29 protein-coding genes are annotated in these 25,654 nt (G+C 61.0%); 13 read left to right on the top strand and 16 right to left on the bottom strand.

Translation table 11 applies throughout. From position 1 onward, the window contains the following. Positions 1–2: 2 nt before the first annotated feature. Complete coding sequence (locus C1949_RS02430) at positions 3–1,466, bottom strand: NAD-dependent succinate-semialdehyde dehydrogenase (protein WP_104736896.1); 1,464 nt, start codon at positions 1,464–1,466, stop codon at positions 3–5. Positions 1,467–1,742: 276 nt separating this feature from the next. Here C1949_RS02430 and C1949_RS02425 point away from each other — a divergent pair, with 276 nt between their 5' ends. The 3 genes from C1949_RS02425 (at position 1,743) to C1949_RS02415 (ending at position 3,377) form a co-directional block, all read left to right on the top strand. Then, the gene (locus tag C1949_RS02425) at positions 1,743–2,165 is read left to right on the top strand and encodes a DUF4399 domain-containing protein (RefSeq protein WP_104736895.1); all 423 of its coding nucleotides are present in this window, start codon (positions 1,743–1,745) and stop codon (positions 2,163–2,165) included. A 436-nt stretch (positions 2,166–2,601) separates the two neighbouring features. Then, the gene (locus C1949_RS02420) at positions 2,602–2,934 is read left to right on the top strand and encodes a hypothetical protein (RefSeq protein ID WP_211287058.1); all 333 of its coding nucleotides are present in this window, start codon (positions 2,602–2,604) and stop codon (positions 2,932–2,934) included. Positions 2,935–3,047: 113 nt separating this feature from the next. Continuing rightward, a complete protein-coding gene (locus C1949_RS02415) occupies positions 3,048–3,377 on the top strand; it encodes a hypothetical protein (protein ID WP_104736894.1) in 330 nt (109 codons plus the stop codon). Positions 3,378–3,405: 28 nt separating this feature from the next. Here C1949_RS02415 and C1949_RS02410 read toward each other — a convergent pair whose 3' ends face one another. After that, positions 3,406–4,065, bottom strand: coding sequence for a YoaK family protein (locus tag C1949_RS02410; protein WP_104736893.1), 660 nt, complete (start codon positions 4,063–4,065; stop codon positions 3,406–3,408). A gap of 160 nt (positions 4,066–4,225) precedes the next feature. Between C1949_RS02410 and C1949_RS02405 the strand changes: the two genes are divergently transcribed. Next, positions 4,226–4,942 (top strand): YebC/PmpR family DNA-binding transcriptional regulator, encoded by a 717-nt coding sequence (locus tag C1949_RS02405; protein ID WP_104736892.1) that lies wholly within the window; start codon positions 4,226–4,228, stop codon positions 4,940–4,942. 18 nt (positions 4,943–4,960) lie between these two features. Here C1949_RS02405 and C1949_RS02400 read toward each other — a convergent pair whose 3' ends face one another. Together C1949_RS02400 and C1949_RS02395 are read right to left on the bottom strand one after the other, a co-directional pair. After that, entirely contained in the window at positions 4,961–6,037 is a 1,077-nt protein-coding gene (locus C1949_RS02400) for a mechanosensitive ion channel family protein (RefSeq protein ID WP_104736891.1), read from the bottom strand. Continuing rightward, positions 6,034–6,813 (bottom strand): helix-turn-helix domain-containing protein, encoded by a 780-nt coding sequence (locus C1949_RS02395; RefSeq protein ID WP_104736890.1) that lies wholly within the window; start codon positions 6,811–6,813, stop codon positions 6,034–6,036. The genes C1949_RS02400 and C1949_RS02395 overlap by 4 nt, the downstream gene beginning before the upstream one ends. Before the next feature lie 192 nt (positions 6,814–7,005). Between C1949_RS02395 and C1949_RS02390 the strand changes: the two genes are divergently transcribed. From C1949_RS02390 to ypfJ, 6 genes are all read left to right on the top strand, one after another. Beyond that, positions 7,006–7,275 (top strand): YiaA/YiaB family inner membrane protein, encoded by a 270-nt coding sequence (locus C1949_RS02390; protein ID WP_088273300.1) that lies wholly within the window; start codon positions 7,006–7,008, stop codon positions 7,273–7,275. A 5-nt stretch (positions 7,276–7,280) separates the two neighbouring features. Then, positions 7,281–7,979 (top strand): PspA/IM30 family protein, encoded by a 699-nt coding sequence (locus tag C1949_RS02385; RefSeq protein WP_104736889.1) that lies wholly within the window; start codon positions 7,281–7,283, stop codon positions 7,977–7,979. Between the two features lie 131 nt (positions 7,980–8,110). After that, on the top strand, positions 8,111–9,007 hold the full coding sequence (locus C1949_RS02380) for an MBL fold metallo-hydrolase (RefSeq protein WP_104736888.1): 897 nt from the start codon (positions 8,111–8,113) through the stop codon (positions 9,005–9,007). A gap of 2 nt (positions 9,008–9,009) precedes the next feature. Then, positions 9,010–9,825: a LysR family transcriptional regulator gene (locus tag C1949_RS02375; RefSeq protein ID WP_104736887.1), complete on the top strand. Its 816-nt coding sequence runs from the start codon at positions 9,010–9,012 to the stop codon at positions 9,823–9,825. Positions 9,826–9,867: 42 nt separating this feature from the next. Then, complete coding sequence (locus C1949_RS02370; RefSeq protein ID WP_104736886.1) at positions 9,868–10,671, top strand: CHAD domain-containing protein; 804 nt, start codon at positions 9,868–9,870, stop codon at positions 10,669–10,671. Between the two features lie 30 nt (positions 10,672–10,701). Beyond that, a complete protein-coding gene (gene ypfJ / locus C1949_RS02365; protein ID WP_104736885.1) occupies positions 10,702–11,601 on the top strand; it encodes a KPN_02809 family neutral zinc metallopeptidase in 900 nt (299 codons plus the stop codon). A gap of 6 nt (positions 11,602–11,607) precedes the next feature. Here the strand turns inward: ypfJ and C1949_RS02360 are convergent, their stop codons facing one another. Then, entirely contained in the window at positions 11,608–12,486 is an 879-nt protein-coding gene (locus C1949_RS02360; protein ID WP_104736884.1) for a carboxylate/amino acid/amine transporter, read from the bottom strand. A 148-nt stretch (positions 12,487–12,634) separates the two neighbouring features. Here C1949_RS02360 and C1949_RS02355 point away from each other — a divergent pair, with 148 nt between their 5' ends. Continuing rightward, on the top strand, positions 12,635–13,063 hold the full coding sequence (locus C1949_RS02355; RefSeq protein ID WP_104736883.1) for an organic hydroperoxide resistance protein: 429 nt from the start codon (positions 12,635–12,637) through the stop codon (positions 13,061–13,063). A 55-nt stretch (positions 13,064–13,118) separates the two neighbouring features. Here C1949_RS02355 and thrC read toward each other — a convergent pair whose 3' ends face one another. The 9 genes from thrC to ffh form a co-directional block, all read right to left on the bottom strand. Further along, entirely contained in the window at positions 13,119–14,528 is a 1,410-nt protein-coding gene (gene thrC, locus C1949_RS02350) for a threonine synthase (RefSeq protein WP_104736882.1), read from the bottom strand. 97 nt (positions 14,529–14,625) lie between these two features. Continuing rightward, positions 14,626–15,930 (bottom strand): homoserine dehydrogenase, encoded by a 1,305-nt coding sequence (locus C1949_RS02345; RefSeq protein WP_104736881.1) that lies wholly within the window; start codon positions 15,928–15,930, stop codon positions 14,626–14,628. Positions 15,931–16,001: 71 nt separating this feature from the next. Beyond that, complete coding sequence (gene dsbC, locus C1949_RS02340) at positions 16,002–16,721, bottom strand: bifunctional protein-disulfide isomerase/oxidoreductase DsbC (protein WP_104736880.1); 720 nt, start codon at positions 16,719–16,721, stop codon at positions 16,002–16,004. A 198-nt stretch (positions 16,722–16,919) separates the two neighbouring features. Next, positions 16,920–17,840 carry a site-specific tyrosine recombinase XerD gene (gene xerD, locus C1949_RS02335; RefSeq protein ID WP_373289817.1) on the bottom strand — a complete coding sequence of 307 codons (921 nt, stop codon included), beginning with the start codon at positions 17,838–17,840 and terminating at the stop codon, positions 16,920–16,922. A 95-nt stretch (positions 17,841–17,935) separates the two neighbouring features. Beyond that, positions 17,936–18,283 (bottom strand): 50S ribosomal protein L19, encoded by a 348-nt coding sequence (rplS, locus tag C1949_RS02330; RefSeq protein ID WP_104736878.1) that lies wholly within the window; start codon positions 18,281–18,283, stop codon positions 17,936–17,938. Positions 18,284–18,316: 33 nt separating this feature from the next. Then, complete coding sequence (gene trmD / locus C1949_RS02325; RefSeq protein WP_104736877.1) at positions 18,317–19,066, bottom strand: tRNA (guanosine(37)-N1)-methyltransferase TrmD; 750 nt, start codon at positions 19,064–19,066, stop codon at positions 18,317–18,319. A gap of 3 nt (positions 19,067–19,069) precedes the next feature. Continuing rightward, positions 19,070–19,612 (bottom strand): ribosome maturation factor RimM, encoded by a 543-nt coding sequence (rimM, locus tag C1949_RS02320; RefSeq protein ID WP_104736876.1) that lies wholly within the window; start codon positions 19,610–19,612, stop codon positions 19,070–19,072. Position 19,613: 1 nt separating this feature from the next. Then, entirely contained in the window at positions 19,614–19,865 is a 252-nt protein-coding gene (rpsP, locus tag C1949_RS02315; protein WP_104736875.1) for a 30S ribosomal protein S16, read from the bottom strand. Between the two features lie 200 nt (positions 19,866–20,065). Beyond that, entirely contained in the window at positions 20,066–21,466 is a 1,401-nt protein-coding gene (gene ffh, locus C1949_RS02310; protein ID WP_104736874.1) for a signal recognition particle protein, read from the bottom strand. A 165-nt stretch (positions 21,467–21,631) separates the two neighbouring features. Here ffh and C1949_RS02305 point away from each other — a divergent pair, with 165 nt between their 5' ends. After that, the gene (locus C1949_RS02305; protein ID WP_104736873.1) at positions 21,632–22,432 is read left to right on the top strand and encodes a cytochrome C assembly family protein; all 801 of its coding nucleotides are present in this window, start codon (positions 21,632–21,634) and stop codon (positions 22,430–22,432) included. A 29-nt stretch (positions 22,433–22,461) separates the two neighbouring features. After that, on the top strand, positions 22,462–23,775 hold the full coding sequence (locus C1949_RS02300) for an HlyC/CorC family transporter (protein WP_104736872.1): 1,314 nt from the start codon (positions 22,462–22,464) through the stop codon (positions 23,773–23,775). Here the strand turns inward: C1949_RS02300 and C1949_RS02295 are convergent. Then, positions 23,751–24,440 carry an SGNH/GDSL hydrolase family protein gene (locus C1949_RS02295; RefSeq protein WP_229744484.1) on the bottom strand — a complete coding sequence of 230 codons (690 nt, stop codon included), beginning with the start codon at positions 24,438–24,440 and terminating at the stop codon, positions 23,751–23,753. The two genes, C1949_RS02300 and C1949_RS02295, sit on opposite strands and share 25 nt — an antisense overlap. 29 nt (positions 24,441–24,469) lie before the next feature. Next, on the bottom strand, positions 24,470–25,651 hold the full coding sequence (gene purT / locus C1949_RS02290) for a formate-dependent phosphoribosylglycinamide formyltransferase (protein WP_104736870.1): 1,182 nt from the start codon (positions 25,649–25,651) through the stop codon (positions 24,470–24,472). Positions 25,652–25,654: the final 3 nt, after the last annotated feature.

Raw genomic sequence — 25,654 nt, 5'->3', positions numbered from 1 at the left:
TGTCAGGCCCCGCCCATGCACAGGTATTTGATCTCGGTGTACTCATCCAGCCCGTGCCGCGAGCCCTCACGGCCCAGCCCACTGGCCTTGACGCCACCAAAGGGTGCCGCCGCGTTGGACACCGCGCCTTCGTTGATGCCGATAATGCCGGCCTCCAGCGCATCGGCAACACGCCAGACGCGGTGGATGTTGGTGCTGTAGAAATAGGCAGCCAGCCCGTAGGACGTGTCGTTGGCCAGCGCGATGGCCTGCTCCTCGGTATCGAAACGGATGACCGCGGCCAGCGGGCCGAAGGTTTCATCAGCGCAGACCTGCATGTCCGGGGTCACACCAGTCACCAGAACGGGCTCAACGTAGTTGCCTTTGGCCTCGCCGGGTGAGGCGCCGGCGACATGCTTAGCGCCTTTGGCCAATGCATCGTCAAAGTGTTCCTGTACCTTTTTCACCGCGGCCCGGTTGATCAGCGCGGACTGGGTCACGCCTTCCTCAAAGCCGTCGCCCAGCTTGAGCTTGCCCATCGCCTCGGCAAGTTTCCCGACAAACTGGTCATGAATGCCGCTCTGGACCAGAAAACGGTTGGCGCAGACGCAGGTCTGGCCGGTGTTGCGGAACTTGCAGACCATGGCGCCCTCGACCGCACGATCCAGATCGGCATCGTCAAACACGATAAAGGGCGCATTGCCACCCAGCTCCAGTGACACCTTCTGGACGTGCTCGGCACACTGCGCCATCAGTTGACTACCGACACTGGTCGAGCCGGTAAAACTCAGCTTGCGCACCGTCTCGCTGCCGGTCAGCACCTCACTGATCATCGACGCCTTGCCGGTCACCACGTTAAACACGCCCGCCGGAATGCCCGCTTCCTCCGCCAGCACACCGAGCGCCAACGCGGTGAACGGCGTGGCACTGGCCGGTTTGACGATCATCGGACAGCCTGCTGCCAGCGCGGCACCGGCCTTACGGGTAATCATTGCCGCCGGGAAATTCCAGGGCGTGATGGCTGCAGTCACCCCAATCGGCTGACGGGTCACCACAATATGCTGCCCGGGCTTGGCACCGGGAATGGTCTCGCCGTAAACACGGCGTGCTTCCTCGGCAAACCAGCGAATGAAGGACGCCGCGTAGTCCACCTCACCACGGGACTCCACCAGCGGCTTGCCCTGCTCCAGCGTCATCAGGCTGGCAATATCCTCGCGGTGCTTGAGCATCAGGTCGTACCAGCGCATCAACAGGTCAGCACGTTCCAGCGCGGTGGTCTTGCGCCACTCGGCAAAGGCCTGGTCGGCCTGGGCGATACACTCGGTGAGCTGCGCCTCGCTCAGGCTGGGTACGTTGCCAATAATCTCGCCACTGGCCGGATTATCCACCTCAATCGTCGAGCCATCACTGGCATCAACCCATTGGCCGCCCACCAGACATTGCTGGCGAAACAGACGGGATTCGGTGAGACGGGACAGAGCAGACATGTGGCCTCCTGTAGGGATTCCGCAAAATATGAAGCCAAGCGCAGAGACGCTTGGCTGACTGAATAAAACCGATACGCAGCAGGCTGCGCAGAAGCACCGGCAAAGCCATATTGACGACTTCCCGGCAGGAACGTGTTTCTTCACAGGGTAGGTAGGATCGAGGCGAGAAGCAAACTTCCGGCAGTTGAGGAACCGTGACCGCGCCGGGCAGTCTAGAGTGAGTTGCAGGGTGTCTTTTCCGCACTCTGCCTGACCCCCAACTTGAGGAGGCAACACATGCAACGGATACTCACCACGCTCGCCGGCTTGCTGCTCGCCAGTGCCGCCACTCTGACCATCGCTGAGACTGCCGCGCCCGAGGGTGCCAGCGTCTACTTCATCTCGCCGACTGACGGCGCTACCGTCAGCTCACCGGTCACCGTGCAGTTCGGGCTCAGTGGCATGGGCGTTGCCCCTGCTGGCGTCGAGCGCGCCGCAACCGGCCACCACCATCTGCTGATAGACACCGATCAACTGCCGCCGGCCGGTCAGCCGATTCCAGCCGACGATCATCATCGTCACTTCGGCGGCGGCCAGACCCAGACCAGCCTCGACCTGCCGCCGGGCAAGCACACCCTGCAACTGGTTGTCGGCGACCACAATCACGTTCCCCTGTCACCCTCGGTCGCCTCCGAGCGCATCACCATCACCGTCGAGTAATATCCCCCGCCCTGACTGCCTGCCAATCAGTCAGGGCGAGCGCTGTCCAGGGAACTGCAGCGCCTCTGGCTAATTCTGCCTCGAGCTCGGACCGGACCAGTTGGAGCCAGCGCACAAGCAGCTGCTGGCCGCCGACGCAGCGGCCCTACGCTGGCTGCACCAGCAGGCCTGCGGATAGGCCAAACGGTTGACCGACTGAGACAGTCGCTCGAAGTGCACCGGAACAATACCCTGTTTTAGGTACTTGCCATCCCGGCATATGGCGATATGCTTCTAATCGGCCGGCCATGCGCTGGCGATCCATTCGGACAGGCCGCCCGGATCTACCAGCGCGACGGTAGGCCAGAACGCCGCGTTGCCGTTAGCCATATCTTTTTGTTCGGTTTGACCGATCAGCTTTTGCGCCTACCGGAAAGGCGCACCCAGGGAGAGAAAAATGATCAAGAAAGCCTTAGCACTGTTTGCCGTTCTGTTTCTGTTCAGTGGCCCTGCCTCCGCTGGCTTCGACGGCTACGTCGAGGTGACCAACAACACCGGCTACGACATTTACTATCTGTATGTCAGCCATGCCAAGTCCGACTCATGGGAAGAGGATGTGCTGGATGACGACATTCTGCCGAATGGGCACACCGTGCGGGTAAACCTGCGCAACGCCAAATCATCCATCTTTGACATTCGCGCTAAGGATGAAGACGGTGACACCTACACCATCTGGGATCTGGACGTCGCCCGTCACGACGTCGTATTCACCCTGGATGATATGGACTGAGGTCAGCGCAGGGCGGCTCCTCACCGCCCTGCCTACAGGTCAGTGAGGTCCGTTGCGGGTAGCCACCGAGCACCCTGGATACTGACACCTGATACCCCCCCTGGACACCTGCCATGAACAGAACACTCTGCAGCATGCTTGCGCTGGTGCTGCTCCTCAGTGGCAAAGCGGCCGCCGCAGATGCCCCCATCAGAATCACCAACAAGACTGGCTATCAGATCCAGTTCGTCTACGTTCTTTACCGAGGCGATTCCTGCCCCTCAGACGACATTCTGGGCAACGACGTACTCCCGGACGGCGCCACTATCCTGTTGCAAAGCCAGACGGAAAGCAGACCTCTGGAGGAGTTGATCGCACAGGACGAAGACGGGGACCGATATTCGATCCGACCATCCATAGACATGGACCGCGAGATTGTCATTACCCTGGACAACTTGCAGTAGGGCACCTTATTCGCTCGACCGGGCTTGCCTACTGCCGCCGCAACACTGCGCCCTGATACACCAGCGCCAGCACCACCGCCATCCCCGCCGGCAGCAACAGCGCCCTGAACTGCCACTGGCCAAAGCCCAGCGCGCCGATCGTGCCGCCCAGAATGAAGCCGCCAATCAACAGCAGAAACAGCGTTGCCTTGCGCCGGTCCATCGGCACCCCGCGCAGACGCGCGCCCAGCATGACGCCCAGATCAGTGAAGATGCCTGAAACATGCGTCGTACGAATGATCGCACCGCTGTAGGTGGTGACCATCGCGTTCTGCAGCCCGCAGGCGGCCGAAGCCAGATAGTGCCCGACCAGACTGTTGTCCTGCAGAGCAAACATCGCCAGCACCAGCAATAGCGCTTCCACCAGCAGCGCAACGCCATAGCGACGGCCATGCTCCAGCGCACTGCTGCCGATAAACAACCCGCTGAACGCCGCCCCCAACACAAAACTGAGCAGCACCAGCAACAGATGCAGCACTTCGGCAGACTGCAGGTGGGTCAGACCAACCCCGAGCAACGTCGAGGTGCCGGTCAGATGAGACACCGCCTGATGGCTGAAACCCAGCAGGCCGACCGCGTTGACCACGCCCGCCATCAACGCAAGGGTAAAGGCACCCGCCTCAATCCAGGATGGCAATCTGGAAATCACGCTCCCCCCTCCTCCGGCAAAAAGCCCATCATACGCCCGATAGGCCCCGTTGGCCCGGCAGCGCTTCAGTTCGTCAACAGAGGACACCGCAAGCGTGGATATCCGTCGCCAACTGCGAGTAGAATCGCTGTTTTTCGAAATTTCGACAGGACACTCGCACATGGGTCGCGCTTATCAGAACCGCAAGGAATCCATGGCCAAAACGGCCGACGCCAAAACCAAGCTCTACAGCAAGTACGCGCGGGAGATCTACGTTACCGCCAAGTCCGGCGGCGTCGACCCCGATGGTAACCTGGCGCTGCGTGGTCTGATTGATCGCGCCAAGAAGGACCAGGTCCCCGGCCACGTTATCGACAAGGCGATCGACAAGGCCAAGGGCGGCGGTGGCGAGGACTTCGCAAAGGCACGTTATGAAGGCTTCGGCCCCGGCAACTGCATGGTCATCGTCGACTGCCTGACCGACAACCCGAACCGCACCTTCGCCGACGTGCGCAACTGCTTCACCAAGACCAAGAGCAAGATCGGCACCGAAGGCAGCGTCAGCCACATGTTTGATCACTGCGCGATCCTGGCGTTCAAGGGCAAAGATGAGGAAGGCACGCTGGAAGCGCTGATGATGGCCGACGTTGACGTCACCGACATCGAGAACGAAGACGGCGTGATCACCGTATTCGCCCCGCACACCGAATACTTCAAGGCCAAACAGGCGCTGATCGATACCTTCGGTGAACTCGACTTCGAGGCCGACCTGATCCAGTTCGTGCCGCAGACCACCACCGAAATCAGCGGCGATGATGTTGCCATGTTCGAGAAATTCACCGATATGCTGAACGACCTCGACGACGTGCAGAACATCTTCCACAACGCCGAGTTCTGACACCGCTACGGGCGCTCCTCAGGAGCGCCCTGCCTGCCCTGCCCCAGTCGCATCGCTAACCGACTCCGTCATCGCATCAAGCTCTCGCCGCTGCTCGCGCATACGCTCCAGCTGCGCCTTGATCGCCGCCTTGCGTTCACCATCAGCGCCTTTGGCCTCCTCTTCCAGCGCACGCGCCTGTTCGGACAGTTGCGCCTTGCGCTCGGCCAATTGCTGCGCCAGCTCGGCCTTATCAAACAGCACTGCTTCGGCTTCAGCGGCCTGCGCACGGCGCTGACGATGCCCGCCACCCGCCGGAATAAACACCTGCTCAGCAGGCACCGGGCGTTGATTCATGATGGTGGGTGACATGATCTCGATGCCCGCGCCGTGCAAGCCATCGAGAATCGCCTTGTACAGGTTGGAGCGCGCCGTAATCAGGCCGCGCGCTTCGGGCAGCACCCCGGATACCCGGTAGCCGATGGCAAAGTTGCTTAACTCCAGCAGCTGTACAAAAACATCCTGCAGGCCACTGGACTTGGCTGCGGCGAGCAGCAGCGGCTCGATATCAGCGTGATGGGTGTCGTATCCAAGCGACAGCTCTGCCGACACCAGCGCGCCGTCGCTGCGCAAAGTGGCAATAGGCCGACTGGTCAGATAGCTGTTAGGCAACGCAATCAGCTCGCCACTTTCAGACTGAATCTCGGTATCAAACAACCCCCGCTCAGCCACCCGTCCAAAGTGCTCACCCACGGAGATAAAGTCACCCAGCACAAAGGGCCTGGTCATGCGCATCAGCACACCCGCTGCAAGGTTGGCAAAGATATTGGAAGACGAGAAGGCAAAGACACCGGAGATCAGCAACCCCAGCAGCGCGATGATCTGATTGCGGGCGCCCTCGCTGACCGGCAAGGCGAGAATAACCGCAACCAGACCAACCAGGGTCAACGCCAGCATGATCAGCTGGCGTGAAAATAGCCGCTCGTTGCCCAGATCGCGATTGCGCCGAATCAACAGAAAGTGCGCAAGCGCCAGCACCAGCGTCACCAGCCCGAGCGTCAGCAGCAGCGGTATGGACGCCAGAGCCGCTGCCACAATATCTGTCAGCAAGTTCATACCGCCTCTCCCGTTCGTTTGTGTCCAGGGTAGTACTTGGCCGCTTCGGGGCGGCGCAGCTGTTGAAACGCTGCCACCTCCCAGGGCCGAATCGCCATGATCATACTGACGCCAAAGCGCTGCTCCAGCGGCAGTACCAGGTCTTCCTGATGGCTATGCCGAAACGCCTGGGCCAGTCGCTGCAGCTTCTGGTGCATCTGCTCGGTGGATTGCGGCGACAGCATCCCGCTGAGGAACAGTCGCAGCTCGCCGGGGCGATTGAAGTGACACTGGAAGAAATCACTTTGCACCTGCTGCTCGAAGAACCGCTGAATCGGCCCGCCCTGCTGCCAGCGAAAATCATGACTGATCAGCGGCTTGATACGGTTGCCCGGCAGCAGTTCAATCAGCCCCATGCGATCCAGCCGCGCCAGGCGGCCCACCGCTTCCACTTCACTGAGCTGATAGGTATCCAGCATCTGCGCCAGACTCCAGCGATTCAGCGCGCAGATCGCCACCAGCAGGAGGCGGTCATCGCCCACCAGTTCCTGCTCCTGCTCGGCAGTCAGCGCATCAATGCGCTGGGCCTGATCCAGCCTACGGACCAGATCGGTGATCTCCAGCCCCAACAGCGCACAGATCTGATCCAGCCGCTGCAGCGAAAACTGCCGCTCGGAGAACAGCCGCTTGACGCTCGCCTCCGACAATTCAAGCGCCTCGGCAACCTGTTGATAGGTGATTCCACGCTCTTTCAGCGCGCCTTTCAATGCCGCGACAATCGCTGCGGTCTGCGCCATATGACAATACCTTTACAAACAATTAATGCGGTGAAGGCGGTTAGAGCCGCCAGGAAGTATCGCCATGTAATACCTTAAGCGCCCCTCTGCGCAACCTTTTCGGTCGCGCTGGCATCGCCGAGTGCACCGGTGCACAGTCCGCTCCAGACGCAGCCGCAACCCCTGCGCACCCAACGTTCTGGAGGCAACACCATGGATACCGAGATCAACAGTAACTCCTCAGGCTGGATTTTCTTCGTCAAGGCGTCGTTCGCGATCGCCCTGCTGGCAACCGGCGCGGGCGTGGTATTCGCCCCCACCGACCTGCTGGTCAAGGGCTACATGTCGGTCTGTGCGCTGTTTCTGGTCAGCACCACCATCACCCTGTCGAAAACCATGCGGGATGAGCACGAAGGCAAGCGCATTCACAACCGCCTGTCCGAAGCCCGCGCCCAACAACTGCTGAAAGAATATACGGAGTAACCGTCATGACACTCTGGAGAAAAGTAGGCACCCTGTTCCGCGCTAGCGCCCATGAACCGCTTGAACAGCTGGTCGACGCCAACGCCCTGCGCATCATGGAGCAGGAACTGCGCGACACCGAGCACGCCATGCTGCTGGCCAAGCGCGAGCTGGCCGGGCTGATGGCCACCATCAAGCAGCTGCAGCGCAGCAACGAGCAGCTCAGCACCGACCTGGCCCAGCGCGAAGAACAGGCGCGGCAGGCACTGGAGCGAGATGAAGCCGGGCTGGCCTACGAGCTGGCCGAGTGGATCGCCGCGCAAGAGAACCAGTTGCAGCAACAGCGCCAGCAGGCCGAGCAGCTACAGCGGCAGGAAACCAGTCTGCGCGAACAACTGCGCCGCGCGGCGCAGATGCACCAGCAGTATCGCCGCGAACTACAGCTGGCACGGGCGAACCGCAGCGCGGAGCGCCTGCTGGGCAATCTCGGTCAGCAGACCCGTGGCCTGCAGGCCCACATGGGCGATCTGGCCAGTTCTCTGGAGCGCATTCGTCAACGTCAGGACAACGCCAGCGATGTCGGCGCCGCCCTCCAGCAATTGCAGGACGAGGACGACGGCAGTGCACTTGACCAGCACCTGCAGCGCGCCGGCATTGCCACCGGCAAGACCGATGCCAACAGCGTGCTCGCCAGACTGCGGGGCAACGCCAGCGCTAGCGAATAGGCAGCGCTATCAGGAAGGGCGACACCGGTCGCCCTTCCATAACTTTTTTATCCCTTAACTAACAATAAAGAATATTTAATCTATTCTTCAGCGGATGCCACAGTGGGTTCTCACCCAATCGGAGCCATCCCATGAAGCGCTTTTCCCTTCTTGTAGCCCCCATTTTGCTCGCTTGCAGCAGCCTGCTGTTTGCCGCCCCGGCTGTCGAACACCTGCGCCTTTCGCTGATACCCACCGCCGTGTCCAGCGGCGCCGCCGAGGCCATGGTCGTCAGTGGCGGACGCTGGACCACCAAGCGCCATCTGGTGCATGCCGCGGTGCTGATCGAACACCCCAAAGGCCACTTTCTGTTCGACACCGGGCTGGGCCGCCAGACCGCCGAGGCCTTTGCCCGCAACAACTGGATCAACCGCACGCTACTGGCCTACGAGCAGCTGAACCCGGCGCGCGACCAGCTGGAAGCGGCCGGCTACAGCGCCAACGATATCGACTTCATTTTGCCCAGCCACCTGCACTGGGATCACCTCGGCGGGCTGCCGGACTTCCCCGGCATTCCAGTCAAAGTGCTGCCCGGCGCACTGGAGGAAGCCCGCGACCATGGCGAGCCGCCAGCCTTTTTGGCTGAGCAACTGGAGGGCGAACGCGAGTGGCAACAGATCGAACTGAACAACACGCCCTATCAGGGCTTTGAACGCAGCCTCGACCTGTTTGGCGACGGTCAGCTGATTCTGGTCGATCTGAGCGGCCATACCGCCGGCCAGGCCGGGCTGTTCGTCAATCTGCCCTCCGGCAAGCGCCTGTTTCTGATCGGCGATACCAGCTGGACCGAACGAGGCGTTGAACAGAACAAGCCACGGCCGGTATTCGTGCAATGGCTATCCCACGTCGACAGCGACCGCGAACGCAACAGCCAGCAGCTCAAGCGCGTACATGAGCTGCATCTACGTGACCCGGAGCTGCTGATCATTCCGGCCCACGACGAGTTCGTCGCGGCTGGCCTGGCCCAGTTTCCAACCTTCGAGGAATAACGATGGATCTGCGCAGCCTGCGCTACTTCTGCGCCGCCGCCGAAGCTGGCAGCCTGACCGCGGCGGCCGAGCGCTGCCATGTCGCCCAGCCGTCAATTTCCAACGCCGTAGCCCAGCTCGAGCAGGAATTTGCCCTGCGGCTGTTCAGCCGTAGCAAGAGAGGCGTGACGCTCACGCCCGAGGGTGAGGCCTTCTATCAGGAGGCCGCGCGCCTGCTTGGCAGCGCCGGCGAAATGGAGCAACGCTTCAAGCGCGTCGAGCGCCCCACCCTGTCGGTCGGTATCGACTCCAGCCTGGCCAGTCGCGACAGCGGCTACCTACTGCAGCTGACCGCAGGCAGGCTCACGGATTATCGCCTGCAGGTACGCAGCCAACCCGCTCAAAGCGCAGACCTCTGGCTGCTGAGTGAACGGCAGGTGCCGGCCGGCTATCACTTTATCGCGCTGCTGGAACAAGAGTACCGCCTGCTGCTGCCACGCGGCTGGTCCCTCAATCAGCCACTTGAGCTGGAACAGGCTACCCAATACCCGTGGATCGACCGGCTCGACTGCGAACTGCGCAGCGCTTTCCTAGAGCGCCTACCCGAAGTGGCCGACCACGCCAGCATGCAGGTGGATACCGAAGACCTGGCCCTGAGCCTGGTGCAGCACCGCCAGGGGGCAACCGTTATGGCGGTCAGCGACGACATCGACCTGCTGAGCCCGGCCATCGACAGCCACTCCCTGCGCGGACTGGTACCCGAGACGCTGCGTCATCGCCAGCTGGGGCTGGCCTGTCGGGCTGAACTGGCAGACAGCATCATCGCCGCATTCGGTTAGCCCCCTCTTTTCGCCCCTGCGCAGCTGGCCTACACTCGGCTGATGCCACTGACACCCGATGCCGACCCACTTTATCAAGCCGCCCGTCACCACGTGCGTGGCGCCCTGCTGCCTATCGTCAACGGGACGGCACCGGATGCCGACGCCATTCATCAGTTACGCGTCTGCTGCAAGCGCTTAAGGGCACTACTGCAGCTCTACCGTCCATATGCCGGCCACCACCGGTTGCGCCAACTAGACCAGCAGTTGAGACAGATCGCCAAGGCGCTGGCCGGCAGCCGCGATCTGCACGTACAGCAGCAACTGATCAAGCAGCTCGCCAGCAGCCTGGACACACCGCTGAGCCCCACACTCAATAGCCGGCTAATGCAGACATCACATACCCGTGCGCCGAGCAGCGCCGACAGCGAGCATCTGATTGCCGCTTTCGCCGCCGTCCTCGCCGACTGGCCCCATTCGGCCAGCGGCACAGTCGACCATTGGCATGTTGGCCTGCAGCGCACCTTCAAACAGGCACGCAAACTTGCTCGACGCGCCTGCAATAGCGATCAGGATGCGCTCTATCACCGCTGTCGAAAATGGACCAAATATGCGCTGTATCAGCACGAACAACTGCACGATGCGCGTCTGCCGGCCGATCGCCAGATGAAACGGTTGGCGCGACTGGGTGAACGACTTGGCGAGCTGCAAGACCTGTGCAACCTACAAGCCCAACTCCAGCGCTTGCCCGCTTCGCCAGACAGCGCAGCGCTGGCCGCTCGACTGGAACAGCGCAAACACCACTGCAAACGCCGTATCATTCGGCTGTTCATACGGACATTCGGTCGGGGCGGATTTCGCTGCTGATCCGAGAGGCAGTTATTCGAGGAGACACTGATGGATTGGCGCGGCAGACGGCGAAGCAGCAATATCGAAGACCGCAGAGGCGACAGCATTTCAAGCGCCGGTGCTGGCGGCGCACTGCTGCTGCGTTTAATTCCCATGCTGATCGGAACCCGCGGCGGCCGCTGGGTTCTCGCCATTGGCGCGGTAGCCATCATCGGCGGCAAGATGCTCGGCATCGACCTGCTGCCCTTGCTGCTCGGCGGCGGCCAAACCGTCACCCAGCAAAGCCAGCGTCCGCTCTCCCCGGCTGAGCAGGAACTGACCGAATTCGTCAGCGTGGTGCTGGCCGATACTGAGACCACTTGGCATCAGGTATTCCAGCGCATCGGCCGGCAGTATCAGGAGCCCAAACTGGTGCTGTTTTCCAACCGTGTGCAGTCCGCCTGCGGCAGCGCCAGCTCGGCCGTTGGCCCGTTCTACTGCCCGGGCGATCAGCAGGTCTATCTGGATCTGGCGTTCTTCAATGACATGAAACAGCAGCTTGGTGCCCCCGGCGACTTCGCTCAGGCCTACGTCATCGCCCATGAAGTGGGCCACCACGTGCAAACTCTGCTGGGCATCAGCCAAAAGGTGCGCCAGGCAGGCGCCGGCCGCAGCCAGGCCGAGGTGAATGCGCTGTCAGTCCGTCAGGAACTGCAGGCCGATTGCTTTGCCGGCCTCTGGGGCCACGCCGCCAACCGCGAACGCCAGCTGCTGGACCCGGATGATCTGGACGAAGCCCTGACTGCCGCCAGCGCCATCGGCGATGACCGCCTGCAGCGCCAGGCCGGCCAGGATGTGGTACCGGACAGCTTCACCCACGGCACCTCGGCGCAGCGGGTGAAATGGTTCAAACGCGGCTTCGACAGCGGCGACATCACCGCCTGCGACACCTTCGCCGGGCCGCTCTGACCGCCGTCAGGGCTGTGCTGGCCGTGCGCCGAACCAGCGCGGCCAGCGGGCGTTGACCCAAAGCGATAGCCCGATCACCACGGAACCAGCCGCGAGCCGCAGCAGATCGGCATCGTGATTCCAGATTAGCAGATTGACCAGCAAACCCGCCGGCACCAGCGCATTGTTCATAATGCCAAGGGTGCCGGCGTCCACTTGCGCGGCACCGCGATTCCAGAACAGAAAGCCGAGCCCGGACGCTACCAGCCCCAACCAGACCAGCACCGACCATTGCAGCGCGGTATGCGGCAGGCGTTCCGGATTACCCAGCAGCAACCAGGCTGGCAGCATCACCATCAATGCACCGATGAAAAACAACCCAAAGCCCTGCCATTGCTGCGTCGAGGTCAGTTCATAACGCCGAGCCAGATGGGCGTACCCCACCTGCCCGGCCGCAAAGGTGAAGTTGGCCAACTGCAGAATCAGAAAACCGCGAATAAAGCTGTCACTGAGGCCGTCGTAACGCATGATCCCGGCACCGACCACCGCGATCGCCGCGGCGACCAGCGGGCCCAGACTGAAGCGCCGGTTCAGTAAGTCATCAATGACCGCCACATGTAACGGAGTAAAGATGGTAAACAGCAGCACCTCGGGTACCGATATGTACTCGAAGGATTGATACAGACAGATGTAGGTGACCCCAAACTGCAACGCGCCAACCACCAGCAAGCCCGGTACCACCGGGCGGGGCAGCAGGCGCACTCGCAACAGCGGCAGGAACAGCAACCCAGCCAGCATGGCCCGCGTCAGCACGGCGAAATAGCTGTCGACCTGACCCGCCAGATACTCGCCAATCAGGCTGAACGACACCGCCCACAGCAGGGTTACCGCAACAAGATAAGGCATTCGAACTCCGCCACAAGAATCAGGGCAGCGAGTATAACCCGGGCACCGCTCGTCGCCTGAATTGCAAAATAAATTGCGCACAACTTAAATTGCGACCATAGTCAGCACATAGATTGTGTACAACTTAATTTTGGACAGGAGAGCAATCATGACCATCGAGAACGTTGTCTATCGCGCCTACGCAGAGGCCACCGGCGGCCGGGACGGTCGCGCCGTTTCGTCAGACGGGGTACTGGATATCGAACTGACCACGCCAAAAGAACTGGGCGGCGCAGGTGGCCAGGGCACCAACCCCGAGCAGTTGTTTGCCGCGGGCTACTCGGCCTGTTTCATTGGTGCGATGAAGTTTGTCGCCGGGCGCGACAAGTTGCCGATGCCAGCCGATGCCTCGGTTGAGGGCGTGGTGGGTATTGGTCAGATTCCGCAGGGCTTCGGCATCGAAGTGGAACTGCGCGTCAGCCTGCCGGGCATGCCTGCAGAGCAGGCCGAACAATTGATCGAGCGCGCCCACCAGGTCTGCCCGTATTCCAACGCCACCCGCGGCAATATTGATGTGACCCTGACCCGGGTCGAGTAAGACGCACAAACAACAACGGCGCCCAAAGGCGCCGTTGTTGTGTCAGCCGCTTCGCTTAGAGCGGCTTGCCGCGATTGCCGTGCGCGGCGACGAACGCTTGTACATCGGCCAGGCTGTTCGGCAGCACGGTCATGCGCTCTTCGCGCTCGAACAGATCGCTCAGATGCGCCGGTAGGTGCAATGCTTCGCCAACGCCAGCCTGACGGACCGCATCCGGGAACTTGACCGGGTGCGCAGTGCCCAGGGTAATCATCGGCGTCGACAGCGAGCGACGGCATTCACGGGCTGCACGTACGCCAATGGCAGTGTGCGGGTCCAGCACTTCGCCGCACTGCTCGAATACCTCGGCGATGGTTGCACAGGTGCCTTCGTCGTCAACTGCCAGCGAGTCGAACAACTTGCGCGCCTCAGTCCAGCGATCATCTTCGACCGACAGCTTGCCGCTGACCTTGAAGTCGTCCATCAGCTTGGCCACCAGCGCACCGTTACGACCGTGCAGATCGAACAGCAGGCGTTCGAAGTTGGACGACACCATGATGTCCATCGACGGCGACAGCGACGGGTGCAGGGTGTCCTTGTCGTAGTGATTGCCGCTCATGAAGCGGTGCAGGATGTCGTTGCGGTTAGTGGCAACGATCAGTTGGCTGATCGGCAGGCCCATATTGCGCGCCAGGTAACCAGCGAAGATGTCGCCGAAGTTGCCGGTCGGTACCGAGAACGCCATGGAGCGCGCCGGGCCACCGAGCTGCAGGGCTGCGTGGAAGTAGTAGACGATCTGCGCCATGATGCGCGCCCAGTTGATCGAGTTGACCGCGACCAGACGAGTACCCTTGAGGAAGCCCTGGTCGGCGAAACTGGCCTTGACCATCTCCTGACAGTCGTCGAAGTTGCCTTCGATGGCGATGTTGTGGATGTTCTCGCCAAGGATGCTGGTCATCTGGCGACGCTGCACCTCGGACACCCGGTTATGCGGGTGCATGATGAAGATGTCGACGTTCTCGCAGGCTTTGCAACCCTCAATGGCGGCCGAACCGGTATCACCAGAGGTAGCGCCCATGATCACCACACGCTCGCCGCGCTTGACCAGGAAGTAGTCGAGCAAACGGCCCAGCAGCTGCAGGGCAAAGTCCTTGAACGCCAGGGTCGGGCCGTGGAACAGCTCCATCACCCACTCGTTGCTGTCCAGCTGACGCAGCGGTGCAACGGCCTTGTGCTCAAAGACGCCGTAGGTGTCCTGCAGAATCTGTTTGAAATCGGCATCCGGAATGCTGCCACTAACGAACGGACGCATGACGTTGAACGCTAGCTCGTGGTACGGCAGGCCGGCCCAGGAAGCAATCTGCTCCTGGGTAAAACGCGGCAGGTTCTCGGGTACGTACAGACCGCCGTCAGAGGCCAGACCGGCCAGCAGCACGTCTTCGAAATTGAGGGCCGGAGCCTGGCCACGGGTACTGATATAACGCATATCGGCAAACCTTCGGTTTGAGCTGCAAGCCGCAGACGACAAGCGGCAAGTGCCGGGGGGGTTACTTGCCGCTTGTCGCTTGTCGCTTGCCGCTGGATTAGTCCAGTTGTTCCACGCGGATCCGCATCAGCGGGCCGGCGATATCTTCAAGCGACTCCAGCGCGGCAATCGCGTCGTTCATGTTCTGCTCGCGCACGCGGTGAGTCAGCAGAATCATCGGCACCAGGCCGTCCTGCTCTTCCACGTCCTTCTGCATGATCGATTCGATGTTGATGCCACGCTCGGACAGGATGGTCGCGACCTTGGCCAGCACGCCCGGGCGGTCCTGCGCGTGCAGGCGCAGGTAGTAGGCGGTTTCAACCTCATCAACAGGCAGCACCGGCAGATCCGACAGCGCATCAGCCTGGAACGCCAGGTGCGGAACGCGGTTGGTCGGGTCGGTGGTCAGGGTGCGGACCACGTCGATAATGTCGGCAACAACCGCAGAAGCAGTGGGCTCAGCGCCAGCACCGGCGCCGTAATACAGGGTAGAACCGACAGCATCGCCATTTACCATAACGGCGTTCATCACACCGTTGACGTTGGCGATCAGACGGTCGGCCGGGATCAGGGTCGGGTGCACACGCAGCTCAACGCCCTGCTCGGTGCGGCGCGCCACACCCAGGTGCTTGATGCGGTAACCCAGCGCTTCGGCGTAGTTCACGTCAGCGGTGGTCAGCTTGGTGATCCCTTCGGTGTAGGCCTTGTCGAACTGCAGCGGAATACCGAAGGCAATAGACGCCAGAATGGTCAGCTTGTGCGCCGCATCAATACCTTCCACGTCGAAGGTCGGATCAGCCTCGGCATAACCCAGCGCCTGCGCTTCAGCGAGCACGTCTTCAAACGTCCGGCCCTTGTCACGCATTTCAGTCAGGATGAAGTTGCCGGTGCCGTTGATGATGCCGGCGACCCAGTCGATGCGGTTGGCGGCCAAACCTTCACGCAGCGCCTTGATGATCGGAATACCGCCGGCAACCGAGGCCTCGAACGCAACCATCACGCCCTTGGCGCTGGCAGCAGCGAAGATCTCGTTGCCGTGCACGGCAATCAGCGCCTTGTTGGCGGTGACCACGTGCTTGCCATTTTCGATCGCCTTGAGCACCACATCCTTGGCCAGCGTGTAACCGCCGATCAGTTCGACAATGATGTCGATCTCGGGGTTATTGACCAGTTCGAAGACGTCGTCGGTTACCGGTGTCATACCCAGGCTGCAGGCCGGGTTCGGGTGCCGGGTTGCAATCTGGGCGACCTCAATGCCACGCCCAGCACGCCGGGCAATTTCCGTCGCGTTGCGCTGCAGAACATTGAAGGTGCCACCGCCGACGGTGCCCAATCCACAAATACCTACTTTGACCGGTTTCAAACTTTGGTCCCTACCTGGTTGTTAGTCGATTACATGAAAACGCGCTGGAGAGGTCCTCGCCAGCGCGGTTATTACTGATTTTCCAGCGCGATAGCCGCTAGTTGAGCGGCTGGCTGATAACCGGGGATCAACACCCCGTTGGCCATAAAAATGGCCGGCGTACCCTGCACGCCTACCTGCTGACCCAGTTCGTACTGACGCGCAACCGGGTTATCACAGCTGGCCAGCGCAATTGCATCGTCTTGCTTGGCTGCGGTCAACGCGGCCTTGCGGTCATCTGCGCACCAGACTGACTGCATGATGCTGGCTGCACGGGACTGCATACCACCGCGCGGGAACGCAGCGTAGCGCACTTCGATACCTAAGTCGTTCAACTGCTGCACTTCATTGTGCAGCTTGCGGCAGTAGCCACAGTCCACGTCAGTGAACACCGTGATATGGGTCTTCGGTTGCTCTGGCGCAAACACGATCAATTCTTGCTGCGGCAAGCCATTGATCACCGCGCCGATGTTGCGCGCCTCGGCGATGGACGTGAGGTTGCGCGGCCGGCCGTCATTGACCTCAATCATCGAGCCCTGGACGAAATACTTGCCGTCTGCACTGGCATAAAGAACGCGGCCACTTTCCAGTTCAACAGTGTACAGGCCCGCCACGGGAGACTCGCTCACGACCTTGACCGGCACATCAAAATTCATCGTCTTCAGAGCGTCCCGGATCGCCTGATCGGGGTTCGCCATGACTTGTGTCGCTGCCAGAGCCAGTATGGCGGCCAGGCCGATTTTCAGTCGCATAGTCCACTCCTTTTGAAGACCGTCAAGCTTAACATGAATAAAGGAAGCACTGACCAATTCCACACGCGCTCTGCAAACGATCGAGACTGCGAAAATAAAGCGCAGTGCACAACCAATAGCGGCCCTATTGACCGGCGGGAAACGCAGCCAGATGCGGGCTTGAGCACTCGTCCGACGGAGTACTCCGCACCACGGGGTTCACCCTCGGGGATGGTGCTGCGCGTGCAGATCATGCAAGCGCTGCCGCGCGATATGGGTGTAGATCTGCGTGGTAGAAAGATCACTGTGCCCTAGCAGCATCTGCACCACCCGCAGGTCGGCCCCATGATTGAGCAGATGCGTCGCAAAAGCGTGGCGCAAGGTATGCGGCGACAGCCCGCTGCGGATACCTGCCGTCTGCGCATGCAACTTGATGCGGTGCCAAAAGGTTTGCCGCGTCATCATCCGCCCCAGCCGACTGGGAAACAGCACATCACTCGGCTTGCCAGCCAGCAACGCGACGCGAGCAGAATGCAGATACGGCTCCAGCCAGAGCATCGCCTCCTCCCCCAACGGAACCAGCCGCTCTTTGCTGCCCTTGCCGGTTACCCGCACCACACCCTGACGCAAATTCAGCTGATCCAGCCGCAGCCCGACCAACTCACTGACGCGCAGCCCGGTGGCGTACAGAACTTCCAGCATGCAGCGGTCACGCATGCCGAGGCTGTCTTCGCTGTCCGGTGCCGCGAGCAGCCGCTCAACATCAGCCTCACTCAACGCCTTCGGCAGCGGCCGGCCAATCTTGGGCATGGCCACGTCACGGGTCGGATCTTCGGCAATCAACTGCTGGCGCAGCAGGTAGCGATAGAAACTGCGCACACAGGACAGCAGACGCGCGCTGGAGCGCGCCTGATAACCCGCGCTCAGCCGCCAACCCAAGTGCGCCATCAGATCAGCACGCGACACCTGAAGCAAGCCAGTGCGGCGCTGCCCCAGCCAACCGGCCAGCGTCCGCAGGTCGGTGCGATAGGCACTGCAAGTGTGCTTCGATAAGCCCTTTTCCAGCCAAAGGCTATCAAGGAACTGATCGATCAGCTGCTGATCCGCGTCACTGACCGGCATTGGCGCAACATCAGGCATGGATTTGACTCGAGTGGGCGACGACCCGTCGATTAAAAACACTCAGGCACAAAAAAGCAGCCCTCAGGCTGCTTTTTTGTGGGTCAGTTGTCCGATCAGGACAGCTTTTCCTTGATGCGAGCAGCCTTACCGGACAGAGCACGCAGGTAGTACAGCTTGGCCTTGCGAACGTCACCGCGACGCTTGACAGTGATGCTGTCGATCAGCGGCGAGAAAGTCTGGAAAGTACGCTCAACACCAACACCGCTGGAGATCTTGCGAACGGTGAAAGCCGAGTTCAGACCACGGTTACGCTTACCGATAACCACGCCTTCGAAGGCCTGCAGACGGGAGCGCTCACCTTCCTTAACCTTGACCTGGACGATAACGGTATCACCCGGTGCAAACGCGGGGATTTCCTTGGACATCTGTTCAGCTTCAAGCTGGGCAATAATATTGGACATCTTGCTTCTCCTGCACAGGCCGTCGGACCTGTTTCAATGGTTATCGGTTTCCTGCTCACGGATATATTCCGCCAGCAGCTGTTGCTGTTCTTTGCTCAATTCCAGCTCTTCGAGCAACTCTGGCCGACGTTGCCAGGTTCGACCCAAAGACTGCTTGAGACGCCAGCGCCGGATCAGTTCATGATTACCGCTGAGCAACACGTCCGGTACGCGTTGCCCATCAAATTCTTCCGGTCGGGTGTAATGTGGGCAATCGAGCCATCCCGCCGAAAAGGAATCTTCTGCCGCAGAATCCGCATGCCCCAGTACACCGGGAATCAAACGAGTCACCGCGTCCAGGAGCACCATCGCTCCCAGTTCGCCACCGGACAACACATAGTCGCCAATGGAGATTTCCTCATCTACGCAGCGATCGATGATGCGCTCGTCGATGCCCTCGTAGCGCCCGCATAACAGCACAAGGCTGTCCAGCTGCGCCAGCTGTTCGACGCGTTTCTGCGTCAGAGGCTGCCCCTGCGGAGACAGGTAAATCACCCGCGGGGTGGAGGGAGCCTGCTGACGGATGGCTTCAATTGCCTCCAGCAGCGGCTCAACCTTCATCAGCATGCCGGGACCACCGCCGAAAGGGCGATCATCCACCGTGCGATGACGGTCATGTGCGTGTTCGCGCGGGTTACTGAAAGCGACTTTCAGCTGCCCTCGCTTGACCGCCCTGCCGGTAACACCGGACTCGGTCAGCGCCGCAAACATCTCGGGAAACAGGGTAATGACACCGGCCCACACCGGTCAGAACTCCGCATCCCAGTCGACCAGTATGACTTTCGTCTCCAGATCGACCTTGACTACAAACTGGCCCGGCAAATAAGGCAACAGACGCTCACGCTGATCAATACTGCCCTCGCAGGGCTTGACCACCATGACATCGTTGGAGCCGGTTTCGAGCAGGTGATCCACCTTCCCGAACAGCTGCCCTTCCTGGTTCATAACCTGAAGGCCTTCCAGCTGATGCCAGTAAAAATCGCCATCTTCGAGTTCAGGCAGTGCGTCAGCCGCAATACTGATCTCGAAATTGACCAGCTCCTCGGCTTTGTTGCGATCATCAACCCCCTTGAGGTTGACCACCAACACGCGCCCTTGGACGCGACCACCGAGGACAGACACTGTGCGTTGCTCGGTGCCCCGATTCAGGGACCACTCCGCATAATCAAGCACGTTGTCCAGCGGGTCGGTATGGGAATAAACCTTTACCGCCCCACGCACCCCATGAACCGAAACAATCTTGCCGAGTACAACCCGTTGGGCCCCGGCCGGCTCAGGAGTATTGGCCATATCAGGCAGCAGCCTGACCAGCTTCCTTCAGCAGAGCTGCAACGCGATCAGAGGGCTGTGCACCCTGGCTCAGCCAGTACTGGACGCGCTCTTCGTTCACGGACAGACGCACTTCACCACCAGTGGCTACCGGGTTGAAGAAGCCTACGCGCTCAACAAAACGGCCATCGCGAGCGTTGCGGCTGTTGGCAACGGTCAGATGATAGAAGGGGCGCTTCTTGGAGCCACCACGAGCAAGACGAATGGTTACCATGTCGACATCGTTTCCTGTGTTTGAGTATCGCTACTTAAAATCGTTTGCGGGCCCGCAGCTAACAACGCATGCACCTATAGCCCGAAAGGTCGCGTATTCTACGGAATATCCCGACCAATGAAAACTCTTTTTTCAGCAGCAACCGGCACCACCGGTCAGCTGCATGCCCCAACGCCACAAAACGGCGGTCAGGGCAGTCCTCAGAACCGCGGCATACCGCCCCCCGGAGGCAGCATGCCACCTCCGCCACCGCCCATGCCCCCCACACCGCGCATGAGCTTGGCCATACCGCCCTTGCCGGTGACTTTCTTCATCATCTTCTGCATCTGCTTGTGCTGCTTGAGCAGACGACCGATGTCCTGAATTTGGGTGCCAGAGCCTGCTGCGATGCGGCGCTTGCGCGAACCGCTGATAACATCAGGATTGCGGCGCTCGGCCGGCGTCATCGAATTGATGATCGCTTCCATACGCTTGAACTGCTTGGCCGCTTCGGTCTGTGCGGTTTCCATCTGGGCGGCGTTAATCTTGCCGCCCATCATCGGCAGCTTTTCCATCATCGAGCCGAGACCGCCCATGGCGTTCATCTGCTGCAGCTGATCACGGAAGTCCTCAAGGTCGAAGCCTTTGCCTTTCTTCAGCTTCTTGGCCAGTTTCTCGGCCTTGTCCTTGTCGATCTTCTGCTCAGCCTGCTCGATCAGGCTGAGCACGTCGCCCATGCCCAGAATGCGCGAGGCAACGCGGTCAGGGTGGAAGACTTCCAGCGCGTCGATCTTCTCGCCCATACCGAGGAACTTGATCGGCTTGCCAGTGATATGGCGTACCGACAGCGCCGCGCCGCCACGGGCATCACCGTCGACTTTGGTGAGGATTACACCGGTCAGCGGCAAGGCTTCATTGAAGGCCTGTGCGGTGTTGGCGGCGTCCTGGCCAGTCATGGCGTCGACCACAAACAGGGTTTCCGCCGGCTTGGCTGCCGCGTGCACCTGCTTGATCTCGGCCATCATTTCGTCGTCGACGTGCAGACGGCCAGCGGTATCAACAATCAGCACGTCCATAAAGCGGTTCTTCGCCTCACGCATCGCCGCCTCGACGATGGCGACCGGCTGCTGATCAGCGGAGGACGGGAAGAACTCGACCTGCACATCGGCGGCCAGCGTTTCGAGCTGCTTGATCGCCGCCGGACGGTAAACGTCGGCGCTGACCACCATAACCTTCTTCTTCTCGCGCTCACGCAACGTCTTGGCCAGTTTGGCCACGCTGGTGGTCTTACCTGCACCCTGCAGGCCGGCCATCAGGATCACCGCCGGTGGACTGACAGCCAGGTTCAGCCCCTCGGACTGCCCCATGACCGCTTCCAGCTCGGACTTGACGATCTTGACGAAGACCTGGCCCGGCGACAGGCTGCGCGACACTTCGGTGCCGACCGCGCGTTCGCGCACCTGATCAACAAAGGTCTTGACCACCGGCAGCGCGACATCGGCCTCCAGCAGCGCCATGCGCACTTCACGCAGGGTGTCCTTGATATTGTCTTCAGTCAGCTTGGCCTGACCGGTCACACCACGCAGGCTGTGCGACAGGCGCTCGGTAAGATTCTCAAACATGATGCATTCTCCCAGGGCGGGCCTTGGTGGGCAGCCCGGCCGCATTTTCAGCCGCGCAGTATACCCCGCGCACCCGACACAGGATAGGGAACACCGGCAGACGCTTTCACCCGGACGCGGCTTATGCCACACTGCGGCTTTGTTGATAATCGCTCGCAAGGACGTATGACAGCCCTCGCCCCCAGCCTGTTGGCCGCCGGTTTTTACCTCAGCGGCATCCTCTATCAGATGCACTGCCTCGGCAAACGCCTGGCCGTCAGCGCCAGCCTGTTACGCGCCATCGGGCTGGTCGCCCTGCTGGCCCACGCCGTCAGCCTGTATATTCAGCTCACTACACCACAGGGCTTTGCCCTGGGCCTGTTCAATATCGGCTCGCTGATTTCCTGGCTGGTAGTGGCAGTCACGCTGATATCGAGCTTCCGTGCGCCGGTTACCAGCCTGCTGCTGGGGCTCTATCCAATGGCCTTGATCACCGGTCTGCTAGCGGGCTTCTTCCCCGAACAGGGCACCACCCTGCCAACCGATCAGGACGGCCTGCTGGTGCACATTCTGCTGTCTGTGCTGGCCTACGGCATCTTCACCATTGCCGCTTTCCAGGCGACCCTGCTGGCGGTCCAGGACTACCAGCTCAAGCACAAGCATCCGACCCGCTTTATTCGTACCTTCCCGCCATTGCAGACCATGGAACAGCTGCTGTTCCAGTTCCTGCTGTGTGGCGAGATCCTATTGACCCTGGCATTGGTCTCGGGCTTCGTGTTTCTTGAGAACATGTTCGCTCAGCATCTGGCCCACAAGACCCTGCTCTCGTGCCTAGCCTGGGTCGTGTTCGGCATTCTGCTGTGGGGCCGGCACTTCCGCGGCTGGCGTGGCAGCAATGCGATCCGCTGGACGCTCGCGGGCTTTCTACTGCTGATGCTGGCCTACTTCGGCAGCAAGCTGGTGCGCGAGCTGCTGCTGGCCGCCTGACCCTTCTACGACCCGCCTGAGGCAAGCCCTTGAACGAATCCCATACTGGCATGCTGCTGATTCTGCTGGTGGTACTGATCGTGCTGTCGGCGTTCTTCTCCAGCTCCGAGACCAGCATGATGAGCCTCAACCGCTACCGGTTGAAGCATTTGAGCAGAGAAGGCAATCGTGCTGCCCGCCGCGCATCACGCCTGCTGGAACGGCCGGATCGTCTGCTCGGCACCATTCTGGTCGGCAACAACATCGTCAACATCCTGGCCGCGTCTATCGCCACGGTGGTTGCTGTCGACATTTGGGGCGAAGCCGGCATCGCCATCGCGACCATGATCCTGACCGTGGTCGTACTGATCTTCGGCGAAATCACACCGAAGACGCTCGCTGCCTTGCGGCCTGAGCTGATTGCCTTTCCGGCCAGCGTCATCCTGTCTGCGCTGCAGCGCCTACTCTATCCGGTGGTCTGGGTCTGCAGCGCGATCAGCAATCTGTTGCTGCGTCTGCTGGGGGTGAACCCAAACGACAAAGATGGCGATCAGCTGACCACAGAGGAACTGCGTACCGTGGTCCGGGAGGCTGGTCTGGGAATTACCCGCAGCCGCCAGAACATGTTGCTGGGTATCCTCGACCTGGAAAAAATGACCGTCAACGACATCATGATCCCGCGCAACGAAGCGGTCGGCATTGACCTGGACACCGACATGACGGCGATCAATCACCAGTTACGCAGCTGCCACTACACCCGGCTGCCGGTCTATCAGGGCGACATCAACAACGTTACCGGCATCGTCCACATGCGCTCAATCGCGCGCTTGCTCAGCCGCGGCGAGCTGACCAAGGAGGCGCTGGTGGGCGCCTGCAAGGAGCCCTATTTCATCCCGGAAAGTACGCCACTGCACACCCAGTTGTTCAACTTTCAAAAGCAAAAACGCCGCATTGCCATCGTCGTTGACGAGTACGGCGATGTCATTGGCCTGGTGACGCTGGAAGATATCCTTGAGGAAATCGTCGGCGACTTCACCACCGAGATGCTCAGCCTGAGTCAGGACATACACCCACAGGCCGACGGCACCTACGTTATCGACGGCAGCGCGTCCATTCGCGACATCAACCGCCACCTGCACTGGAAGCTACCCGCCGACGGCCCCAAAACCCTCAACGGCGTGATCACCGAACAGCTGGAAACCATTCCAGAGACCGCCGTCTGCCTGACCACTGGCGGCTACCGCATGGAAATCCTGCAGACCAAGGACAACATGGTGAAAAGCGCAAAGGTGTGGGAGCGTGCACGGGATCAGGCGACCCTGCATGGCGCCGCCGCCGATCAGAAGGTCGACGAAGACAACTGACGGACAATGCCCGCCGCCCATTGCTGGTAGCCAGCGGCGGACGGGTGATAGCCATCCCGGGCCAGGTAGCCAGGCTCAAACGGCATATCCAAAGACAGATAACGCGCACCACAGCTGTGCGCCACCCGTCGCAGATCCGCGTCCATCAACCCTGCACGCAGGCCGAACCAGCCACGCAACGGCTGCGGTAGCGCGCGAAAATGCCCCAGCGGCGGCACCTCGGTCAGCATGACCTGACCGGAACAACGCCCCAGTTGCTCGATAAGACACTGCAAAGTGCGCCGCCAGCGCGGCCTTGACGTGAGATGGGTGGTGTCGTTGACACCGAGCACGATGAGCGCAATATCCCACCGCTGCGCCAGAGCCGGAGGTAACAGATCCTGCAGACAGTCTGCAGCGACTGCGCCGTTGCGGCCAGCTGCCTGCCACTGTACCGGGCGTCCCAACTGCTGTGCCAGCTGACTGGCCAACTGCCCGGTCAACGCCTGCTCCTGACGCTCAACCCCGACACCCGCCACCGTTGACTCCCCAACCAGCAGCAGTTTCAGTGGCCGGTCGCGCGAACCATCCGGCGCCGTGACCAGCCCCTGCCAAGGCTGCTGCGCATCCGGCAGCCGCAAGGCGGTACGCTTGACCCAAATGGCTTGTGGCAGCAGCAGCGGCAAAGCCGGTGCTGCCAGATACCACCAGCGACTCAGAGCTTGACCTCCACCGCCGACGCCGAACGCACCGCCTTGGCTACCGCGGAGTCAATCGCCTCGTCACGCGCCAGCGCAACCCCCATGCGGCGCTGACCATCGACTTCCGGCTTGCCGAACAGCCGTAGCTGGGTGTCTGGCTCCTTGAGTGCGGCAGCGAGATTACCAAAGCTGACATTGGCCGACTGCCCCTGCACCAGCACCACAGCCGACGCAGACGGGCCAAACTGGCGAATCACCGGTACTGGCAATCCCAGAATGGCGCGGGCGTGCAGGGCAAACTCCGACAAATCCTGCGAAATAAGCGTCACCAGACCAGTATCGTGCGGGCGCGGTGAAACTTCGCTGAACCACACCTGATCACCTTTGACGAACAGTTCCACGCCAAACACACCGCGGCCACCGAGCGCCTCGGTAATAGTGGAAGCAACCCGTTTGGCTTCAGCCAAGGCGCCTTCACTCATAGCCTGCGGCTGCCAGGACTCGCGGTAGTCACCTGCTTCTTGGCGATGGCCAATCGGCTCGCAGAACGTGGTGCCGCCGCTGTGGCGCACCGTCAGCAGGGTAATTTCATAATCAAAATCGACAAAGCCTTCGACAATCACCCGCCCCTGACCGGCACGACCACCGGACTGGGCATACTCCCACGCTTTGTCGATATCGGCCTGCTCGCGCACCAGACTCTGCCCTTTGCCGGAGGAACTCATCACCGGCTTGACCACGCAGGGCATGCCGATAGCCGCCACGGCCGCGCGGTACTCGTTTTGGGTGTCCGCAAACTGATACGCCGAGGTCGGCAAGCCCAGCTTCTCGGCCGCCAGACGACGAATACCTTCGCGATCCATGGTCAAACGCGCCGCCTCGGCGGTCGGCACCACGTTGTAACCTTCGGCTTCCAGCTCGACCAGCGTCGCGGTCGCTATGGCTTCGATTTCCGGCACAATATAGTCCGGCTGCTCGGCCTCAATTACCTCACGCAACGCCTGACCATCCAGCATACTGATAACGTGACAGCGGTGCGCCACCTGCATTGCCGGCGCATGCTCATAGCGGTCTACCGCGATGACCTCACAGCCCAGCCGTTGCAGTTCGATCGCCACTTCCTTGCCCAGTTCGCCCGAGCCCAGCAGCAATACCCGCGTCGCATCTTCCGCGTAGGGGGTCCCGATTACCGTCATGCC

This window comes from Halopseudomonas oceani (assembly GCF_002903165.1).
GTDB classification, from domain to species: domain Bacteria; phylum Pseudomonadota; class Gammaproteobacteria; order Pseudomonadales; family Pseudomonadaceae; genus Halopseudomonas; species Halopseudomonas oceani.
Note: the sequence above shows the minus strand (reverse complement) of the source record. Positions and strands in the feature narration are given on the sequence as shown.

Bases quoted from the DNA above. Each gene is read 5' to 3' on its own strand.
- C1949_RS02430 (WP_104736896.1), bottom strand. From the start codon at position 1,466: ATGTCTGCTCTGTCCCGTCTCACCGAATCCCGTCTGTTTCGCCAGCAA.
- C1949_RS02425 (WP_104736895.1), top strand. From the start codon at position 1,743: ATGCAACGGATACTCACCACGCTCGCCGGCTTGCTGCTCGCCAGTGCC.
- C1949_RS02420 (WP_211287058.1), top strand. From the start codon at position 2,602: ATGATCAAGAAAGCCTTAGCACTGTTTGCCGTTCTGTTTCTGTTCAGT.
- C1949_RS02415 (WP_104736894.1), top strand. From the start codon at position 3,048: ATGAACAGAACACTCTGCAGCATGCTTGCGCTGGTGCTGCTCCTCAGT.
- C1949_RS02405 (WP_104736892.1), top strand. From the start codon at position 4,226: ATGGGTCGCGCTTATCAGAACCGCAAGGAATCCATGGCCAAAACGGCC.
- C1949_RS02400 (WP_104736891.1), bottom strand. From the start codon at position 6,037: ATGAACTTGCTGACAGATATTGTGGCAGCGGCTCTGGCGTCCATACCG.
- C1949_RS02395 (WP_104736890.1), bottom strand. From the start codon at position 6,813: ATGGCGCAGACCGCAGCGATTGTCGCGGCATTGAAAGGCGCGCTGAAA.
- C1949_RS02390 (WP_088273300.1), top strand. From the start codon at position 7,006: ATGGATACCGAGATCAACAGTAACTCCTCAGGCTGGATTTTCTTCGTC.
- C1949_RS02385 (WP_104736889.1), top strand. From the start codon at position 7,281: ATGACACTCTGGAGAAAAGTAGGCACCCTGTTCCGCGCTAGCGCCCAT.
- C1949_RS02380 (WP_104736888.1), top strand. From the start codon at position 8,111: ATGAAGCGCTTTTCCCTTCTTGTAGCCCCCATTTTGCTCGCTTGCAGC.
- C1949_RS02375 (WP_104736887.1), top strand. From the start codon at position 9,010: ATGGATCTGCGCAGCCTGCGCTACTTCTGCGCCGCCGCCGAAGCTGGC.
- C1949_RS02370 (WP_104736886.1), top strand. From the start codon at position 9,868: ATGCCACTGACACCCGATGCCGACCCACTTTATCAAGCCGCCCGTCAC.
- ypfJ (WP_104736885.1), top strand. From the start codon at position 10,702: ATGGATTGGCGCGGCAGACGGCGAAGCAGCAATATCGAAGACCGCAGA.
- C1949_RS02360 (WP_104736884.1), bottom strand. From the start codon at position 12,486: ATGCCTTATCTTGTTGCGGTAACCCTGCTGTGGGCGGTGTCGTTCAGC.
- C1949_RS02355 (WP_104736883.1), top strand. From the start codon at position 12,635: ATGACCATCGAGAACGTTGTCTATCGCGCCTACGCAGAGGCCACCGGC.
- thrC (WP_104736882.1), bottom strand. From the start codon at position 14,528: ATGCGTTATATCAGTACCCGTGGCCAGGCTCCGGCCCTCAATTTCGAA.
- dsbC (WP_104736880.1), bottom strand. From the start codon at position 16,721: ATGCGACTGAAAATCGGCCTGGCCGCCATACTGGCTCTGGCAGCGACA.
- xerD (WP_373289817.1), bottom strand. From the start codon at position 17,840: ATGCCTGATGTTGCGCCAATGCCGGTCAGTGACGCGGATCAGCAGCTG.
- rplS (WP_104736878.1), bottom strand. From the start codon at position 18,283: ATGTCCAATATTATTGCCCAGCTTGAAGCTGAACAGATGTCCAAGGAA.
- rimM (WP_104736876.1), bottom strand. From the start codon at position 19,612: ATGGCCAATACTCCTGAGCCGGCCGGGGCCCAACGGGTTGTACTCGGC.
- rpsP (WP_104736875.1), bottom strand. From the start codon at position 19,865: ATGGTAACCATTCGTCTTGCTCGTGGTGGCTCCAAGAAGCGCCCCTTC.
- ffh (WP_104736874.1), bottom strand. From the start codon at position 21,466: ATGTTTGAGAATCTTACCGAGCGCCTGTCGCACAGCCTGCGTGGTGTG.
- C1949_RS02305 (WP_104736873.1), top strand. From the start codon at position 21,632: ATGACAGCCCTCGCCCCCAGCCTGTTGGCCGCCGGTTTTTACCTCAGC.
- purT (WP_104736870.1), bottom strand. From the start codon at position 25,651: ATGACGGTAATCGGGACCCCCTACGCGGAAGATGCGACGCGGGTATTG.